Below are 25,795 nucleotides of genomic sequence, written 5' to 3'. Positions count from 1 at the left end.
CTAAGAATAAATTAGTAGTTTAGCAACTGCGAAGTTTGAGTATAGAATATAATAGGTACATATGGTATCATATAAGTATGAATACCTATAAACCGAAAGATTTTGCTAAGATGCTCGGTGTGACAGTCCGGACGCTCCAGAAGTGGGATGTCGCGGGCAAATTGAAAGCTTTCAGAACCCCGACGAATCGGAGGTTTTATACACAGGAACAGTTGGATGTGTATATGGGGAACAGTACGAGAGTACAGAATCAGAAGAAAGTGATCCTATACGCCAGAGTGTCAACGGCAAAGCAGCGTGACGATTTGAAGAACCAAGTGTCATTCTTGCGCGAGTTTGTCAATGCGCGCGGTGTCATTGCCGACCGTGTCATGACGGATATTGGCAGTGGCCTGAATCTCAAGCGGAAACAATGGAATGAACTCATCAAGATAGCGGAGGAAGGCAAAGTTGCTGAAATCTATATCGCACATAAGGATCGGTTCGTCCGTTTCGGTTTTGACTGGTTCGAGCGCCATCTGGCGGAGCACGGGGCAAAGATCATTGTCGTCAACAATGAGGATCTCAGCCCGGAACGCGAGATGATACAGGACCTCATCAGCATCATTCGTATGTTTTCTAGCCGTATTCATGGATTGGGAAAATACGAAGGGAAACTGAAAGAGGATGAAACGGTTGCTCAAATCCTTCAAGACCGAACTCCGTCTCACCGAAAGCCAAACGGATAAGGTGCGCCGTTCTCTCGGCATCTGCCGATTCCTGGCAAATCAGTACATCGTCCGTAATATCTGGCTGTGCCGCCTGTATCAGCGCGGCGTCCTTGATGAGAAACAGCCTCACTTCATTACAGCCAATGACTTCGACAAATGCGTCAACCACGTGCTGAAGAAGAAATTCCCATGGATTGACCAGTGCGGCTCTAAGGCGCGCAAGAAAGTCCTCGTCAATGCGGAGCAGGCGTTCAGGCGCTTCTTCAAAGGCCAGGCGCGCTTCCCACGCTTCAAGCGGAAGAACCAGCAGAATGTGAAGCTCTACTTCCCGAAGAATAATAAGGGAGACTGGACCATCTGGCGGCACAAGATCCAGATTCCGACCATCGGCAGGGTGCGTCTGAAAGAATTTGGCTACCTGCCGCAGGGCGTGACCATCAAGATTGAGAATATCAACACGTCTTCTCGGGCCAGACGGCTTGAGAAGCGGCTGAGAAGAGAGCAGAGGCGTCTCAGCCGCAAGTACGAGATACGAAAGAAGAAAGGTGGTAGTACTGCTACTGCCTCTGCAAACATAGAGAAAAAGAGATTATCGGTACAGAAACTGCATCAGCGGCTGACGAATCTTCGCCGCAATTACGAGAATCAGGTTATCCACGCACTGGTCGAGCAAAAACCACGCTTCATCACGGTGGAAGACCTCAATGTGACCGGCATGATGAAAAATCGTCATCTTTCAAAGTCCGTGGCGCAGCAGCGCTTCTACTCCTTACGCGAGAAGCTCCGGCGCAAGGCAGAGATCATCGGGATTGAATTCCGCATCGCAGACCGCTTCTACCCGAGTTCCAAGACCTGCCATGCCTGCGGGCATGTGCATGGCGGCCTGAAACTCAAAGACCGCATCTATGTCTGCCCTGTATGCGGCTACACGGAAGACCGTGACTTGAATGCAGCGTTGAATCTGCGCGATACGAAGAACTATCGCATCGCCTGATTCACGTTTTCACGTCTTGATAAATGTACCGATGGATAGTCGGGAACAGGCCGTTGCCTTGCGAGGCAAGGAACACGGCCAACGCCTTTGGAGTGTACAAGAACTTGTGAGTAGTCTCAGGCTTACCTGGACAAAAGCATACACGATGAATAAGGAATTTTTCTAGGCATAGATAATTTCTATGTTATTCTATGTTTTTAGTAGCAGAATCAGCATGAATGAGCGGATTACAGCCGTATATGCCGATGAGGACGGCAATATCCTCGATGCGCCGGGCATGACCGGCATGGGGCGCACGGGCCGTGAGAATGTGCTGCTGAAGCCGGAAGACCTCATCCCGCTGCCGGAGAGCGCTGACCTCATGCTGCTGCCGGACCATCTGGCCGTGGGCATGGGGCCTGACGGCGAGGTCATGCCAATCAGCGGGCTCGCCGTCGCCGCCATCCTGCCTGCCGGCTACACGCGCCTTTATCTGCCTGCCTATGAGCGGGCGGAGGAAGCACAGCGCCTGCCGCTCTACGGATATACGGCCGTCGTCGTCTATAAGGACGAGCTTTATTGTGCAGCCGTCTACACCGATGAGAATGACAAGTGGGATCCCGTGCACTATAATACGAAGGAGCTGGCAAAGCTCGTCAAGCGCACGAAGAAGGAGCTGCCGGGCAACCGCATCGTCGAGCAGGTAGGTGGCTGCTCGCTCAAGTGGCACTGCTGCACGGCGCAGAATCTCTTTTACCGCCGCTGGGAGTGTGGCATCCCGACGTCGCCCGTCTGCAATGCCAACTGTTTTGGCTGCATCTCGCTGCAGCCGGCCGAGTGCTGCCCGTCACCGCAGGAGCGCATCAAGTTCCGCCCGACGCCGGAGGAGATTGCCGAAGTCGGCATCTACCACCTGTCGGTCGCACCGGATGGCATCATCAGCTTTGGTCAGGGCTGCGAGGGTGAGCCGTCGCTGGCCGCTGACCGCATCGCCGCGGCCATCCCGATGATCCGGGCCAGGACGAAGCGCGGCCAGATCAACATGAATTCCAACGCAGGCTGGACGGAAGGCATTCAGAAAATCGTCGATGCCGGCCTCGATTCCATCCGCGTCTCGATCATCAGCGCGCGCGAGGAGGGCTACGATGCATACTACCGCGCGAGCTACCACCTGAAGGACGTCAAGGCATCCATCCGCTACGCGCTTGACCACGGTGTCTACGTCTCGCTGAACCTCCTGTATTTCCCTGGCTTCAACGACCGCGAGGAGGAGCTTGAAGCCTGGCAGGAGTTCTTCCGCGAGCTGCCCGTGCAGATGATCCAGGTGCGCAACCTCAACATCGACCCCGACGCGTTCCTGGACATCATGCCGGCTGCGCAGGGCAAGGTTCTCGGCACGCGCCATTTCCTGACGACGCTCCACGAGGAATTCCCGCAGCTCGTCATCGGCAGCTTCAGCCATTACGTCGAGGCTTGACGCCCCCCTTCTCGAGGCAGTGGCGACGGGCGGCTGGGTAACAAATGGTACAGCCCGTTTGCCTTGTTCCATACTATAATCGGGTCATACGAACGATGCATGAGCATGACAGATTACGGTTGACAACGATGGATAAGGAGCATTTTCATGAAAGAACTCGATCTCAATAAAAGCGTGGCGGAGCTTGTCCGCGAATACCCGGAACTGCGGGAGGTGCTGGCTTCCCTGGGCTTTACGGATATCCTGAGGCCCGGCGCCCTGCAGCTCATGGGCCGCATCATGACGCTGCCGCGCGGTGCAGTCGTCAAGGGCATTTCATTTGACCGCCTGGCGGAAGCTTTGGAGAAGGAGGGCTTTGTCCTGAAGAACGGCGAGCAGCAGAAGCGCCAGGCGCGGCTGCGCGATTACATCGGCCGCCTGCACCGCGGTGAGGAAGCCGCAGAGGTCCGCAAGGATTTCGTGCAGAACTTCGAGGATGTGGCGCCCGAGGAAATCGCTGCAGCGGAACAGGAGCTCATCAAGGGCGGCGTGCCCGTGCGCGAGGTCCAGCGCCTCTGCGACCTGCATGCGTCGCTGTTCGAGGGACACATTGAAACGAAGCCGGCTGCGCCGAAGGGCGAAGCGGAAATCGACGATCTGCCGGCCGGCCATCCGCTCTCGCTGCTGCGCCTCGAGAATGAGGGCCTTTCGAAGGCACTCACGAGTCTCGAGCAGGCTCTCGGCAAGGGCGATATGCAGACCGTTGCCGCTGAGACGGCCGCACTCAACGCCATCCGTTCGCATTACGCGAAAAAAGAGGAACTCCTGATGCCTTTTCTTTACGATTACGGCGTGACGGGACCCTCACAGGTCATGTGGGGCGTGGACGACGAGATCAAGAAAGAACTCGGCGTATTGACGAAAACGCTGAAGGAAGACCCCGAGAACTTGATGATCGTGCGTGGACGCCTGAATCAGGTCATCACGCGCATTCGCGAGATGATTGTCAAGGAGGACAAAATCCTGTTCCCGCTGTCACTGCGTTTCTTCACGCAGGAGCAGTGGTATCAGGTTTACCGGGATCTCTTCGAGATGGGCATGGCCTTCGTTGATACCGAGACGCTGCCGCGCTGGCAGGAAGGCGAGCAGTGGATCCTGAGCCAGCAGGCTCCGCCGGAGGCGCTCGACGGCCGCGTCAAGCTGCCGACGGGTGAACTCACGGTGCGTCAGCTCCAGGGCATTCTCAAGCTGCTTGACGTCGACATCACCTTCATCGACAAGGATGATATCCTGCGGTATTTCCTCAATGAAGGACGTATTTTCTCACGTCCGTTGACGGCGCTCGGGCGCGAGGTCTACAGCTGCCATCCGCCCGAGGTCATCCCGGTCGTGCGCCAGATGCTGCTCGATTTCAAAGCGAAGAAGCGCGACCACATGGAGGTCTGGCGCCGCATCATGGGACGCCCGGTCGGTGTGCGCTACCTTGCCGTCTACGATGAGCAGGGTGAGTACATGGGCACGGTGGAGTTCGTGCAGGATTACCAGAAGGCGCTGGATCACTTCGCCAGACCGGTGCGCCCGCAGAAGGGATGACAGAATGATTGCTGTTTGATGATGGTATTTTCTTGAAATTTTCATACAATTTTACTATAATAAAGATGTAGTACAAGAAATCATCATCTCTTCTTGGAGGCGATCATCATGTTCAGACCAATCCCGTTCAATATCCGTGAGAATGCCGAACGCGGCCGCGAGGCCGTGGAGAAAGTCCTGGATTTCGTGGCGGAGCAGCCCTGCAATCCAATCGGGCGCGTCAGCGGAGCGCTTTCGTCGTTCCGCGTCGATGTCATCGACACGCCGGACCGCTATGAGCTCTTTGCCGAGCTGCCGGGCTTTCACAAGGAACAGATCACGGTATCGTATGATGACAATAATTACCTGACGATCAAGGCAGAGCGCCCGGAGCCCGACATGGATGTCCGCTACATCTGCCGCGAGCGCCGCATGGGCACGTTCGAACGCAGATTTGAGATTGACGGCATCCTCAAGGATGAGGTCACCGTCTCGTTTGCGGACGGCGTGCTGCACATCGTGATGCCGAAGGAGCCGGACGACAAGGGCCGCACGGTTTTCGACATCAAATAATCGCATACACCGGCAAAGGCCGCTGCATCCTCGTGGTGCGGCGGCCTTTTTCAGCAGGACTTTTGCGGCTCGGGAAGGAATATATAAATAGACTTTTGCGTTATGGAGGTTTTTTATGTTTGCAAATCCTCAGGTGGAAACGATGGATCACGCGCAGCTTTTGCTCCTGCAGGGACAAAAGCTGTCGAAGGCCGTGCGCTGGGCGCAGGAAAAGACGGCGTTCTTTCATGAATCGCTCGCGCGCCAGGGCGTTTCGTATACGGATATCGAAACGGCAGAGGACATCCGGAAGCTGCCGTTTCTGACATTTAATCAATTGCACGCGGTGCCGATGCTGGATTTCTCGACGATGCCGCTTTCAAGCATGCTGCGCCTTAGTGCGCTGCGGGACGGGAAGGGCGCGCTCACGCGTCTCTACACGAATGGCGATATCGCGCACGATATCGAGCTCGTGACGCGTTGCCTCGTATCTGCCGGCCTGCACCGGGCTGCGGTCGCCGGCTGGCTCGGGTGCGGCGCGGACAGCCGTCTGCTAGACATCCAGTATGGCTTGGAATTCGTCGGTGCCGCGGTGGTGCCCATGGGCGATGACTGCTCTGCCTGGCAGCCGTTGCTCGAAGGCTCGCATCTCGATACCCTGGCCGGTGCGCCGGCACGGATCCGGGCGCTTGAAGATGCGCTGGCAGCAGGCGGGGAGGACTTGTCCGCGTATCCCGTCAACAGGCTCATCCTGCTGCATGATTCGGCGGCTTCGGCACTTGCGCCTTTGCCAAAGGCATGGAGCAGCCTGAAGATCTACCATCTTTTGGCACTGCCGGAATTCGGCACGCCCGGCATTTTCCTGCCATGTGAGGCGGGCAGGCTGGCCTTCCATGTTGCGGAAGACCTTTATTTAGCGGAAATCCTCAAGGCAGATGGAAGCGAGGCCGCAGCAGGCGAGACGGGCGAACTCGTGCTGTCTTCGCTCGAGGCTCAGGCCATGCCGCTCCTGCGCCTGCGCACGGGACTCATGGTCCGGAAGCTTGGAGCCTGCGCGTGCGGGCGGACGGGGCTGCGCGTCGAGCTTACAGGCATAAGTGCCGCCGAGTAATGCGAAAACGGAAAGGAAGAGAGCATGCGTTTTATCCATACAGCTGACTGGCATCTCGGCCGGTATTTCCACGGGATGCATCTGACAGAGGACCAGGCCGATCTCATCGAGCATCAGCTCCTGCCGCTCATCGCGGAGGAAAAGGCTGAGGCAGTGGTGATTGCCGGTGACATCTACGACCGCGGCGTGCCGCCCGTCGAGGCCGTGGAACTCTTTGACGAATTCCTGGCCAGGATGAAAGAGCGGCAGGTCAAGGTCCTGTTTGTAGCGGGCAATCATGACAGCGAGGGACGGCTGGATTTCGCGAGCCGTCTCATGCAGGACGCGGGGATTTTTGCAAGAGGGCGCCTGCGCCGACCGCTGACACCGGTTGTCCTCGAGGATGAATACGGCCCGCTGGCCTTTGCGCTTTATCCCTACATGGACCCGCAGACGGTCCGGGCGGCTTTTCCCGAAGAGGCTGAGAACGGCCTTGATTTTGAGACGGCGCATGAGGTGGCCATTGCGGCGGGCGTGGCGGCACTCCCGAAGGGGGTGCGCAGCGTGGCGGTCGCGCATGCCTTTCTTGCGGGCGGCCTGTCCTCGGAATCGGAGCGCCCGCTTTCGGTCGGCGGCTCTTCAAGCGTCAGCTCCGCACTTTTCCGTCCGTTCTGCTATACGGCGCTTGGCCATCTGCACAATCCGCAGCGCGCCGGTGCCGATACCATCCGCTACAGCGGCTCGCTCATGAAATACTCCTTTGATGAAGCGGAGCAGCAGAAAGGCGTGCTGAGCGTGGAGATCGATGCGGCAGGAAGGGCGAAGCACACGTTCTTGCCGCTGACCCCGCGCCATGATGTGCGGCGTATCCGCGGGACGTTTGCCGCGATACGGGATCAGCGCGAGCAGTATCCGGCTTCCGATGATTATATGGAGGTCGAACTGCTCGATACGGGCATCATCCTCGACGTCTTCAACAAGCTCAAGGCCATCTATCCGAACCTCATGCACATCTGCTATCCGGAACTGCAGCGTGAGGGGACGATGCGCCAGCAGCAGGGACAGCAGGTCCTGAAGATGACGGAGGGCGACCTCTTTGCTCAGTATTACGAAGATATGACAGGGACTGCGATTGCGCCCGAACAGCGCGCGCTCGTGACATCCTGCCTGCAGGAAATCTATCAGGAAGAGAGGGAACGCTGATGCGGCCGGAAATCTTGAAATTATGTGCATTCGGACCATATCGCAGGGAACTGGTGCTGGACTTCCGTATCCTTGCCTCGCAGCCGTTTTTCCTCATACACGGCGTGACGGGAGCGGGCAAGACGAGCATTTTCGATGCTATCTGCTATGCCCTGTACGGCGAGGCTGCAACGGAGGGGCGGACCTCGCGCATGCTGCGCAACCGGGAGGCACGTCCCGAACAGGATACGTATGTCGAATTGACCTTCGTCGTGCGCGGCACGCGCTGGTGCATCCGCCGCAATCCCGAGTATGAGCGCAAGGCCAAGCGCGGGGAGCGGCTCGTGCGCCAGGCAGCCGGCGTCCTCTTGACGCGTCTCGAGGACGGTGAGGAAGAGCAGAGCTGGAAGAAGGAGGGGGAGGTCCGCGCAAAGATCGTCAGCCTCCTGGGGTTTGAGTGCAAGGAATTCCGTCAGGTCGTGCTGCTGCCGCAGGGCGAATTCCGCCGGTTCCTCATGGCCGATACGAGCGCACGCAAGGAAATCATGCGCGTGCTGTTCAATACGGACATCTACCAGAAATTGGAAGAGAAGCTCAAGGCCAGGGCTTCCAACCTCAACCGCGATTATGAGGCGCTCCTGCAGCAGCGCGAGCTCTACCTGCAGGAGTTCGGCGTCAGCGACGAAGCGGCCTTCGCCGAGCGGCAGCAGGCGCAGGCAAATGAGGTGGAGGAACTTTCAAAGCTCCTGTCTTTGAAGGCAGCCGAAAAGGAAAAAACGGCCAAAGAACTTGAAAATGGCCGCCAACTGGAGGCTCTTTTCCTGGAGGACGTGCGCGCTGGACAGGAACTCGCGCGTGCCGAACAGGCTGCGGCAGGGGACCGTGAGCAGCTGGCGCGCCTGACGCTTGCCGAGCGCGCAGCGGCGCTGCAGGATGTCTGCCGTCAGGCGCAGCAGGCGGCGCAGAAGGCCCGGCAGCGCCAGCAGCTGCTGGAGAAACTCACCGCACAGGGGCGTCAGGCCAGGCAGGAGATGGAGGCGGCGGAAAAAGACCGGAAACAGTCGGAGGCAGAGCAGCCGCAGCGCGAGGCTCGTCGTGAGGCGCTTGTCATGAAGCGGCGGGAACTGCAGGTGGCGGAAGGCCTCCGGGTGGACCGGCAGCAGCTGAAGGCGGCACATGCGGCTTTTGCGAAAGCGGAGCATGAACGCCGGGAGCTCCAGCGTCAGGGTGAGGCTTTGCAGAAGCAGCTCGATGCGCTGCAGACTCAATTGAAGGCGATAGCAGCGGCGGCTGCCGACGGGGAAGCCGCCGGCCTTCTCGTGCAGAATCTGCAGCAGGCACAGCGGGAACAGGAACTTCGCGCGATGGCCGAGCGTCAGCTAAGAGAGGCAGCTGACAAGCATGCGAAGAAGCGTGCAGCGAGTCAGGAAGCCCAAGAGCGGAGCGCAAAGGCGGCAGAAAAACTGCGCCATCTGCGCGAGCTGCTGCACGAGGCAAGGGCCGCGCTCCTTGCTGAGAACCTGGCTGATGGCGAGCCCTGTCCGGTCTGCGGTTCACTGCATCATCCGCAGATGGCCAGGCAGATTGAAGAAGTCGTGACCGACGACATGCTGCAGCAGCAGGAAGAAGCCTGGCAGGAACTGGAGGCCTGCCGCGAGGCCCGGCAGCAGGAAGAACAGCAGGCAGCCTCAAATCTGGCCGCCTGTCAGGCCAAGCTCGATGCGCTGCCGGCAGCGCGCGACAAGCAGCAGCTCATGCATGACCTTGCCGAGGCAAACGTGCGCCTGCAGGCGGCCGAAAAGGCCTCGCGGCACCAACTGGAACTGAATGAAGCGCTTGCGCAGGGGAAAGAGCAGCAGACGAAGTGGCAGCAGAAGCAGGTGAAGAGCGAAAAAGCCTGTCAGGCCGCAGCGGCCGCCGAGGCAGCTGCCAGGGCGCGTGTGGCAGACAAAGAGGCGCAGGTGCCGGCAGATGCTGATCCTGCCGTGCTGCGGCAGCAGCTCGTACAGGAAGAAGAAGCCGTAGGACGAATCGAGGCCCTGGCAAAAAAAATCCAGATACGCGCGCAGCAGGCGGCACTCGCGTATGAAGGACTGCGCGTGGACTGGAAGAACGCGCATCAGGAATGCCAGCAGGCAGTAGCGGAAGCCGAGGCGGCGGAACATGTATTCATGGGCCGGCTTCAGGAGGCTTCCTTTGCCTCTGCGGGGGACTACGAGGCGGCGCTTGCCGGCCCCTGGCAGGATGCTGCTTACCGTCAGACGGTGAAAGCTGGGCTTGAGCAGCATGACAAGGATTTGCATGCGGCCAGGGAGGCGCGGCAGCGCAGTCAGTCGGCCATTGCGGGACAAGAGCGCCCGCAGGTCGCTGTGCTGGAACAGGCTTATCGTCAGGCTGAACGGGCATGGCAGGATATGTTTGCCCGTCACAGCAAAGCAGAGCTCGTTGGGAAATCCTTTGCAAAACGTGCGCAGGAGCTTGCTGATCTGGCGGAAAAGAGCACGGCTCTTACCGATTCCTATCGCTGCATCACGAGCCTGTCGGAACTCGCGAGCGGCAAGACGGGCTCGCGCGTATCCTTCCAGACGTACGTGCTCCATTCGCTCCTGGACGATGTCATGGCGATGGCCAATGAGCGGCTGCTGATCATGAGCCGCGGCCAGTACGAGCTTCACGCCGGCGAGCGCCTGAGCGGCAACAAGCAGGGCGGCCTCGACATGGAGGTGTTCGACCATTATTCGGGATATGCGAGGCCCGTGGCGACGCTGTCAGGCGGCGAATCCTTCCTGGCTTCGCTGGCCCTGGCCCTGGGGCTTGCCGATGTCGTGCAGGCCTATGCGGGCGGCACGCGCCTTGATACGATGTTCATCGACGAGGGGTTCGGCACGCTGGACGAGGATACGCTCGACGTCGCGCTGAAAGCCTTGTTCGAGCTCCAGAAGAGCGGCCGTCTCATCGGCATCATCTCGCATGTGGAGGAACTGCGCAGCCGCATCCCGGCAAGGCTCGAGGTGACGAAGACGAGAAGCGGCGGCAGCACGGCGCGATTTGTTCTCGGCACGGCAGAAGAATGAACTGGCGGCAGGCATTGGCTGAGGCCGTGGGAAGCGTTGGTAAAAAGGTGGTTTGAAAACGTATGACAGCGACACTTGATTGTATCATCGGGCGGGCCGGCACGGGCAAGACCGAGGCCTGCCTTTCTGCCATGGAGCAGCGCCTACGGGAAAATCCGATGGGCCCGCCGCTCATCCTGCTCGTTCCCGAGCATATGACGTTTAAGGTGGAGCGTGCGCTCGCCGCACGCACGGGGAAGGGGCGCGGCTTTTTCCGGGCATATGTGTTCGGGTTCCGCCGCTTTGCCCGCCATGTCCTGCTGGAAACGGGGGAACTCACGGTTCCGCGCATCAGCGAAGTCGGCAGGCGGCTGCTCCTGCGCAAGATTCTCGTGCATCATCAGCGCGAGAAGGACCTCACGGTCTTTGCGCGGGCCGTGCGGCAGCGCGGCTTCACGCAAAGCCTGTCGGAGGTGATCCAGGAATTCAAGAGCTACCGTCTCGATACGGATACGCTGCGCGAAACAGCCGCACAGCTGGCGCCTGGCAACGGCCGTCTTGCCGGCAAGCTCGAAGAGATGTCCATCCTGACCGATGAATTTGATGCGGCCATGGCAGGCAAGGCCAACGATGCCGAGGATATGATGGAAAAGCTTGCGGCCTCTTTGCCGCAGGCTTCTTTCATGCGTGGGGCGGAGGTCTGGCTCGATGGCTTCATCTTCTTCAATCCGCAGGAGCGCGAGGTCGTCAAATCCCTGCTGCTGGCAGCCGACAAGGTCCATGTGACCCTGCCGATGGCCGGACGCCGCGAAGGGGAATGCATCCGGCTCGATTTGCCGGATAATACGAGAGAGGCAGGCCTCTTCCAGCGTTCTTACCGGACCTGGCTTGATTTGTGCCAGCTGGCCCGTGAGGAGCTCGGCATTCCCGGCGTGCCCGTCCGGCTGCTCAATGCGCCGCACCGCTATGCTGCGGGCAGCCTGCTCGGCACGATGGAGCGCGAGTTTTTCCGGCCGGGAAAGATGGAGCATGCAGCTCAGACGGATGACGGCACGTCTCTCTGCCTCGTACAGGCGGCCAACCGCCGCCTGGAAGTCGAGAATGCGGCGGCCGATATCCTGCGACTCGTGCGCAATGAGGGCTGGCGCTACCGTGACATCGGCGTGCTCGTGCGTGACGGTGACGCATACGACGATCTCGTGCGTCTCGTTTTTGCGGATTACGGCATCCCGTTCTATCAGGATGCGAAGCGCCCGAGCATCCATCATCCGCTGGCCGAACTCATGCGCTCGGCACTCGAGGTCGTGACGAAGGACTGGCGCTATGAGACGGTCTTCCGGTGCCTGCGCACGGGGTTCTTCCCGCCGGTGCGCGAGGACATCGACCGCCTCGAGAATTACGTGCTCGAGTTCGGCATCCGTGGGCGCAGACGCTGGCAGCAGCCGGAGGCGTGGGACTGGCATCGCCGCTACACGCTCGACGACGGGGAGACCGCCGATGATGAGACGGCCGCGACGTTGGCGCTCATTGATGCGCTGCGGCGTCAGGCGGTCGCAGTCCTCGTCACCTTCGAGCAGGAGGTCCGCGCCGCGCAGGATGTGCGCGGCATCACGACGGCGCTTTACCATTTCCTCGTGGCGCTCGATGTGCCCGCGCGCCTGCAGGAGTGGGCGGAGCGGGCCGAACAGGAGGGCCGCCTGGCTGATGCGGCCGAGCATCGTCAGCTCTGGGAGGACAGCATGGCCCTCTTTGATCAGCTCGTCGAGACGAGCGGGGATGAGGCGATGAGTCTCAGCGATTATGAGAACGTGCTGAGTGACGGTCTCGATGCCCTGCAGATCTCGCTGATTCCGCCTGGACTTGACTATGTGACGCTGGCTCCCTTTGATCAGAACAGCCTTGACAACATGCGCGGCCTCTACATCCTCGGTGCCGATGCCGATACCATGCCGCGGCGCGTGCGCGAACAGGGCCTCTTTTCCGATGCCGACCGCCTCCACATCGCCGAGCTTTTGGCAAAACTTCCCGGTGAGCAGCGCCATACGATTTCACGCGGCGGGCAGGAGCGCAGCTTCGGCGAAAAATTCCTGCTCTATCGCGGCTTCTGCGAGGCGCGGGAATACGTATGGCTCTCGTATCCGATGGCTGACGCTGAAGGCAATGGCCTCGAGCCATCGCCAATCTTTACGGACTTGCGGGAACGCTTCCCTGAAGCACGCTTTCTCTCCATTCCGCTGGAAACGCTGCGGCGTGACGACGATCTTTTGCTCTCGGCCCCGCGGCCGGCGCTGGCGGGCCTTGCAAACGCCCTGCGCGGCGAGAAGGAACGCGGCGTGATGGCCGGCCTCTGGCGTGATGTCTACAACTGGGCGCGGCAGCAGCCCGCCTTCGCGCAGCCGCTCAATCTTGCGCTCTCCGGGCTCTTTGCGCATGCAGGCGAGGGGAAGATCCCTGAGGAACTTGCGCGCCAGATCTATGCCAAGGGGCATATCCTGCGTGGCAGTGTGACGCAGTTCGAGAAATTCCGCCAGTGCCCGTTCGCGCATTTTGCCGCCTACGGCCTGAAGCTCCAGGAGCGGCGGGAATACCAGTTCCGCTCCATGGACCTCGGGCAGCTGCTGCATGCCGTGCTCAAGGAATACGGCACGGTCGTCAAGGAACAGTATGCAAGCCGCTGGCAGGATGTCCCTGAAGAAGAGAGCCACAGGCTCTGCGAGGAGCTCGTCAATACGCTGGCGCCGCGCCTGCAGAGCGAGATCCTGCTGAGCCGGGATAATTACCGCCATTTAAAGCAGCGCATCACGCGCACGGCTCAGCAGGCCGTCCATCATCTATCGGCCTGGGCGGCCGTTTCGGAATTCCAGCCGGCCTTCTTTGAAGAAGCGTTCGGTCACCGCGAGGACCGCGTGCATCTGAAGCCGCTGCCGCTTGCGGACGGCTATGCGCTTTCGTTCAAGGGGCAGATTGACCGGCTTGACCTGCACACGCAGGCACCGTATTTCCTGATCCTCGATTACAAGACCGGGCAGGTGGCCATCAATCTCTTTGAGGTCTACTACGGACTGCGGCTGCAGTTGCTCGTCTATCTCATGGTCGGTCAGGAACTCCTGCGCCAGCAGGGAGAGGAACGCATGCCGGCGGGCATCCTCTATTCGTTCCTGCAGAATCCTCTGATGATCGCGAAGAAGAAGTATACGGAACAGGAGCTTGAGAAGCGCGTCAATGCCGAGCTGCGCATGCCGGGCTGGGTACTGGCTGACCTCGACGTCGCACGGGCCATCGATCCATCATTCCAGTTTATCAAGCCGGGCCTGAGCCAGGTGCGCGATGAGAAGAACAAGGTCGTCAAGGATGCAGACGGCAACCCCGTCATGGATTTCGATGCCAACAGCAGGAAGTACGGCTATATCCGCAAGCCCGAGGAATTTGCCCTCATGCTGTCGTATGTTGATTATCTGCTGCGCGATACGGGCGATGCCATTTTGTCCGGCGACATCCGCATCAGTCCCTACCGAATCCGGGACAAGAAGGAGCAGAATGCCTGCGCGTTCTGCCCGTATCACGATGTCTGCGGCTTTGATCCGGAGATTGACGGCTTTTCCTATCGCGACATCGACAAGGAGGCCGATGAAGTGCTCGAAGAAAAAATGGCAGCTTGTACAGAGAAAGGACGGACATCTGATGCAATATACGCAGGACCAGGAAAAGGCAATCAAGACCAGGCATAAGAATATTCTCGTGGCGGCAGCTGCGGGCTCCGGCAAGACGCGCGTGCTCGTCGACCGCATCATCTCGCAGCTCCTCGCACATGAATGCAGTGTCGATGAGATGCTGGTCGTGACCTTCACGAATGCCGCCGCGGCCGAGATGCGCGAGCGCATCGATAAGGCTCTCGGCAAAGCCCTGCAGGAAGCGGAAAGCCGTGAGGCGGCCGCCTGGCTCGAACGCCAGCAGGTCCTGCTTTCCGGCGCGTCCATCTGCACCTTCCATGCCTTCTGTCAGCGCGTCATCCGCCAGAATATCGAAGCCATCGACGTGGACCCGCAGTTCCGCCTGGCCGGCGATCAGGAGATGACGCTGATGAAGCGGGACGTCCTTGAAGACCTGCTGGAGCAGGAATACAAGATGCCGGAGCAGGAAGAAGACCGTACCGCCTGGCAGGATTTCCTCGCCTTTGCCGACGATTACGGCGATGATCATGGCGACGAGAAGGTCTGTGAGGCCGTGCTGAAGCTTTACGAATTCTGCCAGAGCCAGCCGTACCCCGCCTCGTGGCTGCGCGAGCAGAAGGAACGCTATGCGCAGAGCGGCGGTGACATCTGGCAGACGCCCTGGACGGATACCATCGTCACGGCCTTCGGGCAGGAACTCGCGCGTGCCATCCAGGCCTTCGAGGAAACGTGCTTCCTCGTCCATGCAGAGGAAGAGAGTGATATTGCCAGGGCCTGGCAGCCCTATGTCGACATCCTGCAGCAGTGCATCGAGCAGTTCGAGAACGTGGAGGGCATGCTGAAAAGCGCCTGTCAGGCAAGAGAAGCGGGCGGCTTCGATGCACTCGGAGATATGGCGGCAGGCGTCAAGTTCCCTGCGCTGCGCGGCAAGAAATACAATGAACTCAAGGAGCAATTCCCCGAGATCCGGCAGGCTTTTGAGAAGCAGCGCGACGCAGCCAAGAAGATCTTTGCCGACGCCCGCGACCGTTATTTCGGTGAGAGTGAGGCGGAAATCCTCGCGCGCATCGAGGAATGCGGCGCGACCGTGCGCCGCTATGTCAATCTGACTCTCGATTTCATCATAGCGTTCCAGGCTGCCAAGAAAGAGCGCAATGTGCTGGATTTCAATGATCTTGAGCATTTTGCACTGGGCATCCTCTGTGCGGACCCCGTGAAGCTGCAGCAGGCTGGCCCTGCAGATTTTTACGGGCCTGGGAGCGAGGCGCTGCGCACGGATGCCGCCCGCGCCCTGCGGGAAAAATACGCCGTCATCATGGTCGATGAATACCAGGACACCAACAGCGTGCAGGAAGCCATCCTGAACCTCATTGCCCGCGAGGACAACCGCTTCACGGTCGGTGATGTCAAGCAGAGCATCTACCGGTTCCGTCTGGCTGATCCGTACCTGTTCCAGGCAAAATATGATGCGTATCCTGAAAAGCCGCAGCCCGATGATGTCAACCAGCTCATCACGATGAAGCAGAACTTCCGCAGCCGGGCGGAGGTGCTGGCACCCATCAATTTCATCTTCGATCAGGTCATGACGCGCGAGGCCATGGAAATCGAATACGATGAGAAGAGCCGCCTTTATCCGGGGGCGCAGTATCCCGCGGAGGAACACAGCCTGGCGGGGCCCATGGAGCTTGACATCATCCTGCGCCAGACGGCGGAGGAGACGCCGGCAGATACGGAAGGACGTGAGGGAGGCGAAGAGCTTTCAGGCTTTGCCCTTGAGGCGCAGCATATCGCGGACCGCATCGCATCGCTCATGGAGGAAGCACCGCTCGTCTTTGACAAGGATGCCGGCGGCTATCGTCCGTTGGCCTATCGCGATATCGCCATTTTGCTGCGTGCTGTCAAAGGCAAGGCCAACGTGCTGCTGGAGAATCTGCGCCAGAACAGCATCCCGGCTTACGCCGATGTCGACGGCGGTTATTTCGAGGCCAATGAGGTGCGCCTCGTGCTGGCACTGCTGCAGGTCATCGACAATTCCCGCCAGGAAATCCCGCTGGCCGCAGTCCTCGTCTCTCCGCTGGGAGGATTCTCGATGGAGGAACTCGCGCGCCTGCGCATGTCCGTGCCGGAGGAAGATCTTTACGGGGCATTGCTCAAAAGCCATTCGCTGGAAACTGAGCTGCCGGAGGCACTGGCTGACCGGGCAGCCACGTTCTGTGCAAGGCTCGATGGCTGGCGCAACTATGCTGTCAGCCACAGCGTGCCGGAACTCATCTGGAAGCTCTACCGCGATACGGGGTATTACGAATACGTCGGCGGACTCAAAGGCGGCCTCCTGCGTCAGGCCAATCTGCGCATGCTGGCCGACCGGGCGGCCGATTACGAAAAGACGAACTACCGCGGCCTCTTCCGTTTCCTGCGCTTCATCGAGGACCTGCGCAAGCGCGATACCGATCTTTCCGTAGCCCGCACGCTCGGTGCCAGTGAGGATGTCGTGCGCATCATGAGCATCCACAAGAGCAAGGGCCTCGAATTCCCCGTGGTGTTCCTCGCCGACGTCGCGAAGGGCTTCAATCTGCGGGACACGCAGGGCGCATTCCTGTTCCACAAGGAACTCGGCATCGGTCCGCGCGTCGTCTCGCGCTCAGCGGCAGGACGTCAGATGTACGATACAGTTCCAGCTGAGGCCGTGGCGGCCCGCCTCGTGGCAGAAAGCAAGGCCGAGGAAATGCGCGTGCTCTACGTCGCCATGACGCGTGCGCGCGAACGGCTGATTCTGACGGGGACCGTGGCAGCGGCGCAGTGGCAGAAGAAAGCACAGGCCTGGTGCCAGAGCCTGGCGGAAACGGATACGGCTCTGCCGGCCGTGATGATCCGGCGTGCAAACAGTTATCTCGACTGGGTGGCGCCGGCTATTGCCCGCCACAAAGATGGCGAGCCGCTGCGCAAGGCTGCTGGCTGCGACTGGGGAACCTTGCTCACACTCGAGCCGGATGCGCATTTCGCCGTGCAGATCCTGTCATCGTCTGACGTTCAGCCGCATGAAGAAGAAACGCAGGAGGATGATCCCATCCTGCTGGCCGTGCAGCGGGATGAGCCGCTGCCTCCGTCGGAGCAGCAGACATGGGTGGAAGAGCGTCTGAACTGGCAGTACCCGTGGCCGCAGCTTGAGCACATCACGGCCAAGATGACGGTTTCGGAGATCAAGGAGCGCTTTGCAGCCATGGCGCACGAGGACGATCCCCTGCCGGGGCGCCCCCTCGTGCGGCCGGAAGAGACAGCATGGCGGCGCCCAAGCTTTTTGCAGCGCACGACGGAGCTCTCGGCAACAGAACGGGGCACTTTGTTCCATGCCATCCTGCAGCATATCGACCTGCATGGCGATGTGAGCACAGCCGGTATTCGCCGGCAAGTCACGGAGATGGAGGAGCAGGGGTATATTCCTGCAGGCTGCGGAGCGTCCATTGACTGCGGCAGATTGTCAGCGTTCTGCGGCTCAGAGCTCGGCAGGCGCATGCGTGGGGCCGTGCGTCTCTGGCGCGAACTGCCATTCAGCCGCCTGCTGCCGGTCCGCGAGGTCAATCCGAATGCTTCGGATGAAGAAGAATCCATCTTCATCCAGGGTGTCATCGATGTGCTGTTCGAGGAAGACGACGGCAGGCTCGTGCTGCTGGACTACAAGACCGACCACGATACGCGTCCTGCGCGCGTACGGGAGCGATATGCCAGACAGGTGGAACTTTACCGCGAGGCCGTGGAGGAGATCCTCGGACGTCCGGTCAAGGAAAGCATCCTGTATCTCCTGCATGATGGCACCGAAGTCCGTCTTTGAACAGGATTGACAAAGAAAAACGTCATCTGCTGCGCTGAAGACAGCTCGCCTTATATAAAATTTACCATAAAAGACAGTTTGTCGGCTCAATGGGATCGACGAGCCGTCTTTTTTAACGGAGGGATTGAGCTCGTATTTTTGATGATGATACCACGCCAATACGCAAGTACTTTATACTGACGCAAGAGAAAAATCGTACTTGTAGAGTCCTTGTATATCATTTAGTATATTAGTATGTAATATATGGTTTATATTTGATAGGAGGGGCTCCCATGAAAATGAAAAAAGTACTTGTCACCATGCTCGCAGCGCTTTCTTTTGCCAGCATCTGCTCGGCGGCGGATACGAGCGCGAAGTCTGTCGTGCCGACGGCGGAACAGGTAGCAGCGGCACAGGCTGCGGCAGAGAAGAGCAAGATCGCTACGGCTGCGACGGCTGAAAAGGAGAAGCAGGCCTTCTTCAAGCATGTTGAGGGAAAGACCATCGCTGTGAGCTATGACAGCGGCTTCAAGTTCAACATCGACTATCCAGAAGTCGGCGTGCTGAGATGGACGCCGACGACCGGTCTCTCCCTCGCGCCGTCTGATAACGAGCAGTATGAGGTTGCCGAAGTCGGCAAGGATATCTATCAGATCAACTGGATTGAGCAGAAAGGCATCGTCATCTCGCAGGTCATCAACTTCAAGACCCACAAGGTCTTTGCCTACATGACCTGGAACAAGGAAGGCGAACGCGGCAACCGTGCCTCGATCTTCCACCGCGGCACCTTCACCATCCATGAAGCCAACAAGTAAGCATCCTTGACAGGATAAGGAGAAATCATCATGAAAATCGCAGTTGCAGCAGCAAACGGCCGTGTGGCCAAGAAAGTCATCGCCGAGGCACTGAGCCGCGGCCATGAAGTCGTCGCATTCGGCCGCCATGCAGAGAATGACACGCAGGCGAAGGATTACCGCCAGAAGGATATCCTCGACCTCACGAAGGAAGACCTTGCCGGCTTTGATGCCGTTGTCGATGCGTTCGGCGCCTGGAAAGAAGAGACGCTGCCGCTCCATTCCACGACGACGCAGCACCTTGCCGACATCATCTCGGGCACGGATACGCGCCTGCTGATCGTCGGCGGCGCCGGCTCCCTCTACGTCGACCTGGAACACAAGGTCCAGCTTTTCGATACGCCGGATTTCCCGGATGCCTTCAAGCCGCTCGCTACGGCGATGGGCAAGGCACTCGCCGAGCTTCGCGAGCGCAACGATGTCAAATGGACTTACATCAGCCCGGCAGCCGACTTCCAGGCCGACGGCGAGCGAACGGGCAAGTACATCCTCGCTGGCGAGGAGTTCACGCTCAACGGCAAGAATGAGTCCGTCATCTCGTATGCCGACTACGCCATCGCGATGGTCGACGAGATTGAGAAGAACGCACACATCCAGCAGCGCATCTCCGTTGTCCGCGCCTGATTTCCCCCGCATCAAACACAGACATCCCCGACCGACTGGTATGCTCAGTCAGCGGGGGTGTTTACCATAGTCCGTGGGATAATGTGGCAGGAATCAATCTTATTTAGTGTGGATGATATGATCATTGTTAAATGGGACAAGTGGTGAACCCAAGAAAAAAGCTTCATACGTGCTATGCTGAGGCATACTGTGGCAATTAAATGCCATGGTATGCTTTTTTATTGAAAAAGAAAGGATTTTAAGAAATCACAGCGAAATTTAATATAGATAACCGAGCAATATAAAGTTTTAGATGGAAGAAATCGAGTGGTGAGGATGAGTGAATTATGCAGAAGATTGTAAAAAGTGATACTGATAGAAAGACAAGTAAAACGGAAAAAATAGTAATAGCCATAGGCGTTATTTGCTTCGTTCTGTATGTGGGGATGTTAATGATACAAAGAATAGATGAGCGTAACGATTATCAGGAAGCGGTTGCCCTAGCCAAACAGGGAGATTGGAATGGGGCTGCAGCTAAAACGGTTGAGCATAGATCTGAGAGTAACGATGCTGATAATTTATACTTAATTGCTTCTGCTGAAAAAAATTTTGCTGATGGTGATATGGTGACAGCATATAATTATATTGCAGATTTACCTCATGATTATACAGGAGAATTTTCAGGGGAAGTAACAAAGTTAAAACAGGATATAGATCAAGCTCATGAGGAATGGAAGGCACAGAAAGCAAGAGAAGAAGAGGAAAAAGCAAAAGAGAGAGAAAAACAAGCGGCAATAGAAAAAGAAAAACAAAAAGCAATAGAGGCGGAGAGAGCAAAACGTATATACATTGGAGATCCGGAGAGCAAAATCCGGAAAGTTTTCGGTGAACCTGATCGTGTGAATCGGCACGTATCAAAATATGGAACTATGAAGCAGTATGTTTATGAATATGATGATGGGAACACCTATATTTATACAGAAAATGGAATTGTAACGGATTATCAAGATTAATAGAGTGAAGCAAAAGATAAATCGAATTTCAAATGAGATGAGGAAAGTAGCATGAAAGGATCAGAGACCGGGCTTTTACGCTTTATGGAAAGCCGAAATGACCGCTATATTATTCCGGTGTATCAGCGGAGGTATGACTGGCGAAACGAGCAGTGTCGCCAGCTGTATCAAGATTTACAAAAAATTGTTATAGAGGGGCGTGCGGGTCATTTCTTGGGGAGTGTCGTTTCTCAAGTTACTGGTAGTGGGGCGAAAACAGAACATCAGATTATTGATGGCCAACAGCGCATCACGACAGTGACGTTGCTTTTATTGGCTATGGCTAACCTGATTAAGGACGGGAAAATCGTATCTCAGCAAGGCAAAATGTTATATGATCAAATTATGGAAACGTATGTCATTGATAAATTTGCCGATTCTGAAGATAGAATCAAGCTGCGTTTGGTCAAGGGTGATAGAGTGGCTTTGGCAAAGATTGTAGAGGATGATACTTTAGAGGATGCATCGAATCTGACGATCAACTACAAGTTCTTTTGCGAAGAGTTGTTAAAGGGGCAAATTACTGTTGATGATATGTATGAAGCATTGGGAAAACTTCAGATTATCAGTATTACCCTGGAACGGGATGACAATGCTCAGCTTATTTTTGAAAGCTTAAATTCAACAGGGTTGGCACTTGAAGAAGGAGACAAGATTCGAAATTATATTTTGATGGGACTTTCTCCAGCGCAACAAGAAGAATATTATACGAAGTATTGGGAGAAGATTGAGGCTTATACATCTGGACAAACAAGCCGCTTTGTTCGCGACTACATCAGCGTTAAAACACAAGTGACACCAACGATTTCAACGGTGTATAAGGCATTCAAAGAATATGCAGAAAAGAATCAACTTCTGCTTGGTGAGCTCTTGTCAGATATGAAAAAGTATGCTGCTATATACAATAGATTGATTTCTGGCAAGAGTGGATTAAATAATCAAGATCTGGATGATTGCATGGATCGACTGAATCGGCTCGATGTGACGGTCACTATGCCATTCTTTATGGAAGTACTGCGCTTGAATCAGGATGGGCAAAAGATTTCTACCGATGATGTGAGACGGATTTTCTTAATTACAGAAATATATCTGTTCCGGCGCAATATCTGTGATGTACCGACGAATGCTCTCAACAAGATATTCTTGAATCTGAATCGTGAAATCTTGCATTATGACAACACGGTAGCCGACTATGTGGATAAATTTATATATGCATTACTTTCCAAAAGGGATAGAGGAAGATTTCCTGATGATAGAGAGTTTTCACAAGCCTTATCGACCAAAGCAATCTATCCAATGCGCGGTAAATACAAGGACTATCTTTTCGAGCGCTTTGAAAATTATGGGACCAAAGAAACAAAAGATGTCTATACGTTACTCGATAATGGAACCTATAGTATCGAGCATATCATGCCGCAAAGTCTGTCGACTGTCTGGAAGCAAGCTCTTGGCGAGAATGCAGAAGAAATCCATACTACTTGGCTGCATCGTTTAGGAAACTTGACCCTTACCGCGTATAACTCGGCTATGAGCAATGCGTCTTTTAGCCAAAAGCGTGATGCAGAGCATGGTTATCGTTATAGTGGTTTGCGCATGAACCAGGAATTGGCAAAGCAAGAGAAGTGGGGTGAGGAAGAATTAAAAGAGCGCAGCAATGCTATGGTGAAGAAAGCAACGGATATCATTTGGACGATGCCAAAGACGGGCTTCAAGCCGAAGGCAAAAGCATTTGATTCCTGCACCCTTGATGATGAAAACTATGTTTTGAAGGGGCGCAGCATCTTTAAGTACAGCTACCAGAATGCAGAGACGGCAGTGGATAGCTGGCAGGATATGTATGTGCATGTTGTCAAATTCTTACATTCCTTGGATCAATCTGTTCTGACAGAACTTGTTTGTCAAAAAGACGAAAATAGCATTTTGAAATCGTACTTTAGCAATACTATAGATAACATGCGTGAGCCAATGGAGCTCGATAATCATATCTATATGGAGCGGAATACGAATACCAAAATGAAAGTCTCGGCATTACGCCGTTTGTTCCCGTTATACCATCTTGATCCTATGGATTTGGTCTTCTATTTGAAAGATGAAAAATCAGGTTTCCTAAAAGATGACAGCAAAGGCGACATTCGGATGAGATACTGGGAGTACACCTTGCCACTTCTTCAGAAAGAAAATAGGGATAACAAATGCTTTGATAATGATAATCCACATCTGAACTCTTCGATGAATGGTTACTTTGGAGTAAGTGACTTCAACATCTATTGCCTTGCACTGCTGCATGAAGCACGTGTTGGTCTCTACCTTGGCAAGCCGTCAAAGGCAGAGAATAAAAGGGCCTTTGATTTCATTTATCGGCATAAATCAGAGATTGAGAGGAAGATGGGAGCACCATTGCAGTGGAATCGCTTTGATGATGGTAAGGCTTCGATGATTACGATTTCGCTTACAGATGTCAATCTTGAGCACGAACAAGATTGGCCTGTCATGGCAAAATTTCATGTGGAGTGGAGCCGGAAGTTCATGGACATTCTTGTTCCTATCGTGAAAGTCCCCATCCAATCTACTGCTCCTGCTATAAGATAAAATAGAGAATAGATATCGATAAATCAAGCGAGCTGTAGCAAATCAGCTCGCTTGATTTTGTAAATTATAAAACTTACAATTGACGGAACACGAGAAAAGTAGTAGGATAAAAGTGTAATAATAGTAAATTAATAAATTTACAAGGAGGTGGGCGATATGGTCCAGCTTGGTGAGCTGGCAGAGATTGTGTCTGGCAGCAACATTGTGCGGTTGTCAGAGAGTCAGCAGGATCGGAAGTACACGACAGCGGACTTTGAGCATGACTTCTATACGATGAAGCTAGCGAATCCACAGAATGCGATCATCTATCAGCAGTCCAGCAGTATGCCGCACATGTCGGCAGCTATCTTGTCGGATGCGAATAAAGAGAAGGTCATCAGTCAGATCTTCGCCATCATACGGATTGACGTATCTCGACTTAATCCCTGGTATCTGTGCTATCTTCTGAATCAATCTCAGATGATTGCCCATCAGTACAGCAACTGGCTGCAGGGGTCTGTCATAGTACGTTTTTCTGCTCAGCTAATGAAGGGCGTGAAGATTCCGTTGCCGGATATGACCGTGCAACAAAATATAGGAAAGCTGTATGCAACAGCACTCTATCAGAATTACTTAGAGGTCATGCAAGCGAACCGGAGATTGAATGGTGTTCTCTCTGTCTTACGTGATATGGATGAACAAAAAGGAGATAAATGATTATGAGCAACGAAGAAAAGAGCCTTGAGCAGGTATTGTGGGATTCGGCCAATGTCATGCGTCAGACGATGGGTGCGGCGGACTATATGGATTATGCCCTCGGCATTATCTTCTACAAGCATTTGTCAGACAAGGTCTTGGAGTCGGCTGCCAAGACGCTGGTCGATGCTGGCGAAGTGGAGGAGAGCGATGTAGATACGGAGGCGCAGCGTCAGGCTGTCTATCAGAAGTACTACAGCGATGAGTCCTTCCGCGACGATCTGCTCGACTCGATGGACATGGACTATACGATTAAGCCGGAGGCGACGTTCACGGCACTGATGGATGAGATTCGCGGGCAGAAGTTCCAGCTGGAGCATCTCAATCAGGCGTTCACGGACCTTGAGCAGTCGAATTCGGACTTGCTGGGCCATCTCTTTGATGATGTGGACCTGCATTCCACCAAGCTCGGCTCTACGCCGCAGAAGCGCAATGAGTTGATCGCCGACGTCATGACGGCACTGGCCCCGCTGAATCTCGACAGCCACAGCGGGGATATTCTCGGCGATGCCTATGAGTACATGATCAGCAACTTTGCCTCGGACATGGGTCAGAAGGCCGGCGAATTCTATACGCCGCAGTCGGTTTCGACGCTCCTAACGCACATTGTCACGAGTGGTAACGAAGCGAAGAAGGGTTTCAGCGCTTACGATCCAGCGATGGGCTCTGGTTCGCTGCTGCTGAACGTCAAGCACTATATCGAGGATGCGGACTCCATCGAGTACTATGGCCAGGAGATCAAGACATCGACGTACAACCTGGCTCGCATGAATATGATCATCCACGGCGTGGCCGCGACGAATCAGCATTTGCACAATGCCGACACGCTGGACAAGGACTGGCCGGCCGATGAAGTCACGGACTTCGATGCTGTCATGATGAATCCGCCGTACTCGCAGAAGTGGAGTGCTGACAAAGGGTTCCTGAGCGATCCGCGCTTTTCAGACTACGGTGTGCTGGCACCGAAGTCAAAGGCCGACTATGCCTTCCTGCTGCATGGCCTCTATCATCTGAAGTCAACGGGCACAATGGGCATCGTCCTGCCGCATGGCGTCCTGTTCCGCGGCGGCACGGAGGGCAAGATCCGCCAGAAGCTCCTGGAAAAGGGCTATATCTATGCCGTCATCGGCCTGCCAGCTGGTATCTTCTACTCGACGACAATCCCGACCATCATCATGGTTCTGAAGAAAGATCGTCCGGGCCGTGAGGTGCTCTTTATCGACGGCAGCAAGGAGTTTGTCAAAGGCAAGCCGCAGAACACCTTGGCTGCCGACAATATCAAGCGCCTTTTCGCTGCTTATCAGGCAAGAGTAGACGAAGATAAGTTTGCCCATGTGGCAACCTTCGACGAGATTCAGGAGAACGACTACAACCTGAACATCCCGCGTTATGTCGATACCTTCGAGCCGGAGCCAGAAATCGACCTTGCCGAGCTCAACAAAGAAATGGCAGAAACTGATGCAGAGATTGCTAAGAATGAAGCCGAGCTACTGGCCATGATGCAGGAACTGACGACAGATGATGAAAAAAAGGCCAAGGACCTGCAGAATTTCCTTCGTTTAATGAAGTGAGGTGATTCGTATGAAGAAAACATTAAAGAAAGCATCTTTTGTTCGCTTCAAAGGATTTACGTCACCATGGGAGCAGATAACATTATCAGAATTAGCAACAATGCATGCTAGAATTGGATGGCAAAACCTACGGACTTCTGAGTTTTTAGATAATGGGGAGTATCTTCTTATTACTGGAACGGATTTTGATGATGGACATATAAATTTTGCAACATGTCATTATGTGGAGAAAGAACGATATAAGCAAGATAAAAATATACAAATAAAAAATGGAAGTATCTTGATAACTCAAACTTCGCAGTTGCTAAACTACTAATTTATTCT

17 protein-coding genes are annotated in these 25,795 nt (G+C 55.6%); all 17 read left to right on the top strand.

All coding sequences use genetic code 11. The annotated features are described in order from the left end of the window. The first annotated feature begins 77 nt into the window (after positions 1-77). The 17 genes from DWX75_RS10680 (at position 78) to DWX75_RS10600 (ending at position 25,787) form a co-directional block, all read left to right on the top strand. Complete coding sequence (locus DWX75_RS10680) at positions 78-728, top strand: IS607 family transposase (RefSeq protein WP_118016303.1); 651 nt, start codon at positions 78-80, stop codon at positions 726-728. Then, entirely contained in the window at positions 667-1,704 is a 1,038-nt protein-coding gene (locus tag DWX75_RS10675; protein ID WP_118016301.1) for an RNA-guided endonuclease TnpB family protein, read from the top strand. Before DWX75_RS10680 ends, DWX75_RS10675 begins: the two co-directional genes overlap by 62 nt. 214 nt (positions 1,705-1,918) lie before the next feature. After that, the gene (locus tag DWX75_RS10670) at positions 1,919-3,160 is read left to right on the top strand and encodes a radical SAM protein (RefSeq protein WP_118016300.1); all 1,242 of its coding nucleotides are present in this window, start codon (positions 1,919-1,921) and stop codon (positions 3,158-3,160) included. 147 nt (positions 3,161-3,307) lie between these two features. After that, complete coding sequence (locus DWX75_RS10665) at positions 3,308-4,732, top strand: DUF438 domain-containing protein (RefSeq protein WP_118016299.1); 1,425 nt, start codon at positions 3,308-3,310, stop codon at positions 4,730-4,732. 108 nt (positions 4,733-4,840) lie between these two features. Next, positions 4,841-5,284: an Hsp20 family protein gene (locus DWX75_RS10660; protein ID WP_118016298.1), complete on the top strand. Its 444-nt coding sequence runs from the start codon at positions 4,841-4,843 to the stop codon at positions 5,282-5,284. Between the two features lie 115 nt (positions 5,285-5,399). Further along, entirely contained in the window at positions 5,400-6,374 is a 975-nt protein-coding gene (locus tag DWX75_RS10655; RefSeq protein ID WP_118016297.1) for a phenylacetate--CoA ligase family protein, read from the top strand. Positions 6,375-6,398: 24 nt separating this feature from the next. Further along, positions 6,399-7,556: an exonuclease SbcCD subunit D gene (locus DWX75_RS10650; protein WP_118016296.1), complete on the top strand. Its 1,158-nt coding sequence runs from the start codon at positions 6,399-6,401 to the stop codon at positions 7,554-7,556. A 14-nt stretch (positions 7,557-7,570) separates the two neighbouring features. Beyond that, the gene (locus tag DWX75_RS10645; protein WP_147671599.1) at positions 7,571-10,609 is read left to right on the top strand and encodes an SbcC/MukB-like Walker B domain-containing protein; all 3,039 of its coding nucleotides are present in this window, start codon (positions 7,571-7,573) and stop codon (positions 10,607-10,609) included. A gap of 62 nt (positions 10,610-10,671) precedes the next feature. Beyond that, a complete protein-coding gene (gene addB, locus DWX75_RS10640) occupies positions 10,672-14,316 on the top strand; it encodes a helicase-exonuclease AddAB subunit AddB (RefSeq protein WP_118016294.1) in 3,645 nt (1,214 codons plus the stop codon). Next, complete coding sequence (gene addA / locus DWX75_RS10635) at positions 14,270-18,088, top strand: helicase-exonuclease AddAB subunit AddA (protein ID WP_118016293.1); 3,819 nt, start codon at positions 14,270-14,272, stop codon at positions 18,086-18,088. The genes addB and addA overlap by 47 nt, the downstream gene beginning before the upstream one ends. Before the next feature lie 272 nt (positions 18,089-18,360). After that, positions 18,361-18,882: a MoaF N-terminal domain-containing protein gene (locus tag DWX75_RS10630; RefSeq protein ID WP_118016292.1), complete on the top strand. Its 522-nt coding sequence runs from the start codon at positions 18,361-18,363 to the stop codon at positions 18,880-18,882. Positions 18,883-18,912: 30 nt separating this feature from the next. Next, the gene (locus DWX75_RS10625; protein ID WP_199497601.1) at positions 18,913-19,545 is read left to right on the top strand and encodes an NAD(P)-dependent oxidoreductase; all 633 of its coding nucleotides are present in this window, start codon (positions 18,913-18,915) and stop codon (positions 19,543-19,545) included. Positions 19,546-19,871: 326 nt separating this feature from the next. Next, positions 19,872-20,537 carry a hypothetical protein gene (locus tag DWX75_RS10620; protein WP_118016290.1) on the top strand — a complete coding sequence of 222 codons (666 nt, stop codon included), beginning with the start codon at positions 19,872-19,874 and terminating at the stop codon, positions 20,535-20,537. Between the two features lie 51 nt (positions 20,538-20,588). Continuing rightward, on the top strand, positions 20,589-23,165 hold the full coding sequence (locus DWX75_RS10615) for a DUF4268 domain-containing protein (RefSeq protein WP_199497600.1): 2,577 nt from the start codon (positions 20,589-20,591) through the stop codon (positions 23,163-23,165). A 156-nt stretch (positions 23,166-23,321) separates the two neighbouring features. Continuing rightward, the gene (locus DWX75_RS10610) at positions 23,322-23,861 is read left to right on the top strand and encodes a restriction endonuclease subunit S (RefSeq protein WP_118016289.1); all 540 of its coding nucleotides are present in this window, start codon (positions 23,322-23,324) and stop codon (positions 23,859-23,861) included. A gap of 2 nt (positions 23,862-23,863) precedes the next feature. Continuing rightward, positions 23,864-25,471: a type I restriction-modification system subunit M gene (locus DWX75_RS10605; protein ID WP_118016288.1), complete on the top strand. Its 1,608-nt coding sequence runs from the start codon at positions 23,864-23,866 to the stop codon at positions 25,469-25,471. A gap of 10 nt (positions 25,472-25,481) precedes the next feature. Then, positions 25,482-25,787: a hypothetical protein gene (locus DWX75_RS10600; RefSeq protein WP_199497599.1), complete on the top strand. Its 306-nt coding sequence runs from the start codon at positions 25,482-25,484 to the stop codon at positions 25,785-25,787. Positions 25,788-25,795 lie beyond the last annotated feature (8 nt).

The organism is Mitsuokella sp. AF21-1AC (assembly GCF_003458855.1).
Taxonomy (GTDB): domain Bacteria; phylum Bacillota; class Negativicutes; order Selenomonadales; family Selenomonadaceae; genus Mitsuokella.
Note: the sequence above shows the minus strand (reverse complement) of the source record. Positions and strands in the feature narration are given on the sequence as shown.